This is a genomic window from Sphingomonas sp., assembly GCF_036387595.1.
Taxonomy (GTDB): Bacteria; Pseudomonadota; Alphaproteobacteria; order Sphingomonadales; family Sphingomonadaceae; genus Sphingomonas.
On record NZ_DASVTL010000038.1, the window covers coordinates 1 to 5,638 of the forward strand.

Genomic DNA, 5,638 nt, shown 5'->3' on the forward strand with positions numbered 1-5,638 from the left:
TTCGCGGTCTACGGCATCCTGTCGGCGGTCATCGGTCGCGAGAAGACCGGCGAAGGCCAGCTCATCACCGCGTCGCTGTTCGAGGCGGCGCTGGGTCTGTCGATCTGGGAAACCGCCGAGCTTTGGGGCACCGGCAAGAGCCCCAAGCCGCTCGGCAGCGCCAATCGCATGTCGGCGCCCTATCAGGCGGTCGAGGCGTCGGACGGCTGGTTCGTGTTCGCCGCCGCCAACCAGAAGCTGTGGCTCGCATTGCTCGAGGTGATCGGTCGGCAGGATCTGGCGGACTCGCCCCGCTTCCACGATAACAGTAGCCGCGTCGCCAACGCGCGCGAACTGATCGAGACGCTGCGCCCGAACTTCCGCACCCGCACCGCCGAAGAGTGGGTCGAGACGTTGCTCGCCGCTGGTGTGCCGTCGGGCCCGATCCTCAACTACGAACAATCGCTCGCCAGCGAGCACACAAGGGCACGCGCCATGGTGCAGGACATCGCCCATCCGGTGGAAGGCAGCTTCAAGGCGCTCGGCTTCCCGGTCAAGCTGTCGGCCACGCCGCAGTCGGTGCGCTTCCCGCCGCCGCTGCTCGACGAACATGGCGCGGAGATCCGCCGCGAACTCGCCGACAAGGGGCTGATCGCCGAGCCGCAGGCGGCATGAGCGAAGGCGTCACCCGCTACGAGAAGATCGGGCCGGTCGGGCGCATCATCTTCGATCGTCCTGCCGCGTATAACTCGCTGACCTGGGACATGTGGCGCGGCCTGGGCGAGGCGTGCGCCGCCTTGGCCGCCGACCGCGACATCCGCGTGGTGACGCTGCGGGGTACCGGCGGCAAGGCGTTTGTCGCGGGCACCGATATCGCCGGCTTCCAGTCCTTCACCGACGGGCAGCAGGGCGTCGCGTACGAAGCGGAGATGGACTCCTATGTCGGCGCGGTCGAGGCGTTGCCGCAACCGACCATCGCCATCGTCGATGGCTGGGCGGTCGGCGGCGGTCTCGCCCTCTCGTTCGCCAGCGATTTCCGCATCGCCGCCACCGGCGCGCGGTTCGGCTCGCCGCTGGCGCGCACGATCGGCAACTGCCTGTCTGCGCGCGGTTATGCCCGGCTCGTCCAGCACGCCGGGATCGCGATCGCCAAGCGGCTGCTGCTCGGTGCCGAGATCATCGGCGCGGACGAGATGAAGGCGCTCGGTCTGCTCAACGACCTGGTTGCGCCCGATCAGGTCGACGCTGCCGTCGATGGGCTCGTCGAACGGCTGCTGACCCACGCCCCGCTGACGATGCAGGTCAGCAAGGAGGCGATCCGGCGCCTGTCCGTGGCGAACCAGCCCGATATCGACGACCTGATCGCCACCATCTACGGCAGCGCCGACTTCGCCGAGGGGGTCCGCAGCTTCCTGGCGAAGGAGAAGCCGGAATGGACCGGGCGATGAGCACGCGGCCATGACACCGGCCGGCATCGATGATTTCCGCGAGATGGCGCGCCGCCGCCTGCCGCGTTTCCTGTTCGAATATATCGACGGCGGTTCTTTCGCCGAGGAAACGCTGCGCGCGAACGTAGCCGACCTGCAACGGCTGAAACTGCGCCAGCGCGTCATGCGCGACGTCGGCGACGTCCAGCTTGGCACCACCTTGTTCGGCCAGCCTGCCAGCTTCCCCGTCGCGCTCGCGCCGATCGGACTCGCGGGCCTCTACGCCCGCCGCGGCGAGGTCCAGGCGGCGCGCGCGGCTGAAGCGGCGGGCATCCCGTTCATCCTGTCCTCCTCCGCCTGCTGCGCGATCGAGGAGGTCGCGGCCGGCGTGACCAAGCCCGTGATCCTCCAGCTCTACATGATCAAGGATCGCGCCTTCATGGAGGACCTGCTGGCGCGCACCGCCGCGCTGGGGGTCGAGACGCTGATCCTGACCGTCGACCTCATCATCCATTCGCCGCGGCGCCGTGACGTGCGCACCGGCCTGACCGGCACCCAGGACCTGTCCGCAAGGCTGCGCCGCTCCTACGAGATCGTGCGCCATCCCGGTTGGGCGTGGGACGTCGGCGTGCGCGGTCGTCCGCACACGCTGGGCAATTTCGCCGCGCGAATGCCCGACGGCGCCGGTCTGGCGCAGTTCACCGCGTGGGTCGGGCGCAACTTCGATCCGACCGTCACCTGGGCCGATCTGGACTGGCTGCGGAAGCACTGGCACGGACGGCTGGCGATCAAGGGCATCCTCGATCCCGACGATGCGCGCGACGCGGTGTCGGCGGGGGCGGAAACGATCATCGTGTCCAACCATGGCGGCCGCCAGCTCGACGGCGCACCCTCGTCGATCGTCGCGCTGCCCGCCATCGTCGAAGCGGTGACCGGACGCGCCGACGTGCTGATGGACGGCGGTATCCGCTCGGGAGTCGACATCCTTCGCGCCCTCGCGCTAGGGGCGAAGGGCGTTCTGCTCGGCCGGGCCTGGGCCTTCGCGCTCGCCGCACAGGGTGGTGCTGGCGTGACGACGATGTTGTCGCTGATGCGCCACGAGCTTGCGGTCGCCATGGCACTGGCCGGCCAGCGCGACGTTCGCGCGATTACGCGCGACACGCTCGTCGCCGAACCCTCCGCCGGTTAGCGTTCCGCCGGATAGTTGGTGGCGAGATAGGTCACCAGCGGATCGAACCGGTCCTCCGGCACCTGCGCGCCGAAGCCGACCATCTTCTCCACGGTCGCCGCCCAGTCCGCGCGCGACTTGCGCTGGTTGGTGACCTGCGCCGCGACATGGCATGAGGTGCAGGCCTTGTCGGCGAACGCCTTCTCCGGTCCCGGCGCGAACGACGCAGAATCGCTATGCGCTGCCGCGACCGCGACGACGCTGTCCCTGGGTTCGACCGGCACCGCCTGCGCGATGGCGGCGTTCTTCGCCGGCTGCTCGCCGTTGCGGGGCAGCGCGAACACCACCAGCCGGCTCGCCGTGCCGGGGCTACCCAGATACGAACCGCCGGCGGAGACGACCGCGACATATTGCCGCCCATCGCGCCCGCGATAGCTGATCGGCGTCGCATGTGCCGACGCGCCCAGGCGGAACGTCCACAATTCGCGCCCGGTCGCGGTATCGAAGGCGCGGAAGCGCGCGTCGTCCGATGCGCCGATGAACACCAGCCCGGTTGCGGTAACCAGCGGCCCGCCGACATTGGGACGCCCGGTCTTCTGCAAGGCGGGCGGCAGGCTGTCGGTCACGCCGAGCGGCACCTGCCAAGCGATCCGCCCCTTCGACACGTCGATCGCAGTGAGATTGCCCCAGGGCGGGCGCTGGCACGGCATCCGGGTGCCGCCCATGCCAAACCATGAGGGCTGCGGCCCGCTATTGTACCAATTGCCCTTGGCATCCTTCCCCATCTTTTCGACGGACGGAAGCTCGCTGGTGTTGATGATGTACAGCCCCCGCCGGCCGTCGAAGGCGCCGCCGCCCCAGTTCGGCCCGCCGCCGCTGCCGGGCAGGCGTACCATCGGCCGATCGGTCCTGAGCGGCTCCCACGCCGCAGCGAAGCCGATGCCCTGGCTCGCCACGCGTGCGCGGCAATGCGCGGTCAGTTCCGGGGTCACCGTCGCCAGATCGTCGGCGGTCAGCGCCTGACGGATGATCGGGGACGGCGCGGCGGGAATCGGCTGGGTCGGCCAGGCCTGCTCCCCGGCTAGGCTGCTCGCGGGCATCGGCGTCTCGCGCACCGGGAACAGCGGCTTGCCGGTCACCCGGTCGAGCACGAACAGATAGCCGCTCTTGTTCATCGCCGCGACCGCGGGGATCGTCCGTCCGCCACGCCGCACCTCGAGCAGGGTCGGCTGCACCGGCAGGTCGAGGTCCCAGATGTCGTGATGCACGGTCTGGAAATGCCACAGATAGCGCCCGGTCCGCGCGTCGAGCGCCACTAGCGAATTGGAGAACAGGTTCGCCCCCGCCCGGTCGATGCCGATCCGGTCGTAAGCGGGCGCGCCAAAGGGCACGAACACGATGCCGCGCTTCTCGTCGACCGACATGCTGCTCCACGCATTCACGCCCGATCGTTTGGCCCAGCTGTCGCCCTGCCATGTACCGTGGAAGCGCTCGCCCGGCTGCGGCACCGAATGGAACGTCCAGAGCAGCTTGCCGGTGCGGGCATCCCAGCCACGCACGTCGCCAGCCGGCCCCTCGACCGGCGATTCCTGCAGTCGCGCGCCGGTGATGACGACGTCGCCGGCGATCGCCGGCGCGCTGTTGATCTGATAAGTATAGCCGGCCGGAAACCCGCCGCCGTTGGTGCCGTTCATGATCTCGGCGGTGCGAAGCTGGATCGGGACGAAGTCGGCCGGTGGCTTGCCCGTGGCGAGATCGAGCGCGATTAGCTGCCCCGAGCGCGTGCCGAAGAACAATCGCGCCGATGCGCCTTTCCCGCCCGGCCAATAGCCCATGCTGCGCCCCGCGATGCCGTCCTCGGCCGGCAATCCGAATGTCCAGCGGATCGCACCGGTGGTCCCGTCCAGTGCGACGATCCGGCCATAAGGGCTTGCCAGGTACAGATTTCCGCCGATCGCCAGCGGCGTCGTGTTGCTCACCAGCAGGCGCTTGCTGCTGCTGTCGGCGGGCTTCAGCTCGAACGTCCACACCGGGATCAGCCGCGCCACGTTGCCGGGATCGATCTGGGTCAGCCCGGAATAGCGGGTGCCGGCCTCGTCCCCCCCGAACCCCGTCCAGTCGCCGACCGAAGCGACCGTGGCGGTTGCCGCGCTCGCCATCGTCAATGCCAGGACCGCGGTCTTCCATCCCACCTGCGACACGCATACTCTCCTCATCGCGGCCCACTTTGCATCGACCATTACGATGTTGCATACATTAGCTTATGGTTGCATGCATAGTGTCGTTACGGTCGCTGGTGCTGACGAAAGATCGGCGGAGACGACCCATGCAGCGGCACGACGGACCAGATCCGCTGCTCGGCAGAAGGAGGGTGACGATGACGGCGCGATTGAAGCGGCTCGGGTGGGGACTGCTGGCAGGAGCAGCGATCGGATACGCCGGCAGCGCGCCGGCGGCGCCGGTGGTGTACCACGGCTTTACCCTGATCGACGGCAGCGGCACCGCGCCGAAGGTCGATCAGGCGATGATCGTTGACGATGCGGTGATCAAATGGGTCGGCCCCACCAAGCAGGCACCGCGCACCTCCGGTGCCACGCGCGTCGATCTGCGCCGCAAGTTCCTGATGCCGGGGATCGTCGATCTCCATGTCCATATCGGCACCGTCCGCGATCTGGTTCAGAAGGAGGAATATCTCACGCCCGACAGCGTACGCAAGGACCTGCGCACCTATGCCGCGTTCGGTGTGACCACCGTCCAGTCGATGGGCACCGACAAGGACAGCATCATCGCGATCCGCGATGCCGGCCGCACCGGTCCGCAGACGATGGCGCGCCTGCTGACCGCGGGCCAAGGACTGGTCTTCAAGGGCGGCTATGGCGGCGTTCCCGGCATCAACCACCCGGTCGCCACCCCCAAAGAGGCGACCGCGGAGGTCGATGCGCAGGCGAAGAAGGGCGTCGACTACATCAAGCTGTGGATGGACGACGAACTCGGCGCGATGCCCAAGATGCCCTATTCGATCAGCAAGGCGATCATCGATGCGGGACACCGCAACGGCAAGCGC

At 68.5% G+C, this 5,638-nt stretch carries 5 protein-coding genes; 4 read left to right on the plus strand and 1 reads right to left on the minus strand.

What is annotated here, in order from left to right:
* The 3 genes from VF643_RS03560 to VF643_RS03570 form a co-directional block, all read left to right on the plus strand.
* Nucleotides 1-654, plus strand: a 654-nt coding sequence (locus VF643_RS03560) for a CaiB/BaiF CoA transferase family protein (protein ID WP_331041997.1), incomplete at its 5' end; no start/stop codon positions are given.
* A complete protein-coding gene (locus VF643_RS03565) occupies nt 651-1,427 on the plus strand; it encodes an enoyl-CoA hydratase (protein ID WP_331041998.1) in 777 nt (258 codons plus the stop codon). The genes VF643_RS03560 and VF643_RS03565, both read left to right, overlap by 4 nt.
* A 10-nt stretch (nt 1,428-1,437) precedes the next feature.
* Nucleotides 1,438-2,595 carry an L-lactate dehydrogenase gene (locus VF643_RS03570; RefSeq protein WP_331041999.1) on the plus strand — a complete coding sequence of 386 codons (1,158 nt, stop codon included), beginning with the start codon at nt 1,438-1,440 and terminating at the stop codon, nt 2,593-2,595.
* On the opposite strand, the gene VF643_RS03575 is transcribed toward VF643_RS03570, so the two are convergent.
* A complete protein-coding gene (locus VF643_RS03575; RefSeq protein ID WP_331042000.1) occupies nt 2,592-4,775 on the minus strand; it encodes a PQQ-binding-like beta-propeller repeat protein in 2,184 nt (727 codons plus the stop codon). The two genes, VF643_RS03570 and VF643_RS03575, sit on opposite strands and share 4 nt — an antisense overlap.
* A 176-nt stretch (nt 4,776-4,951) precedes the next feature.
* Between VF643_RS03575 and VF643_RS03580 the strand changes: the two genes are divergently transcribed.
* The coding region (locus VF643_RS03580; protein ID WP_414713786.1) for an amidohydrolase family protein at nt 4,952-5,638 on the plus strand (687 nt) is incomplete at its 3' end.

Coding starts and splice junctions, on each gene's coding strand:
- VF643_RS03565 (WP_331041998.1), top strand. CDS start 651: ATGAGCGAAGGCGTCACCCGCTACGAGAAGATCGGGCCGGTCGGGCGC.
- VF643_RS03570 (WP_331041999.1), top strand. CDS start 1,438: ATGACACCGGCCGGCATCGATGATTTCCGCGAGATGGCGCGCCGCCGC.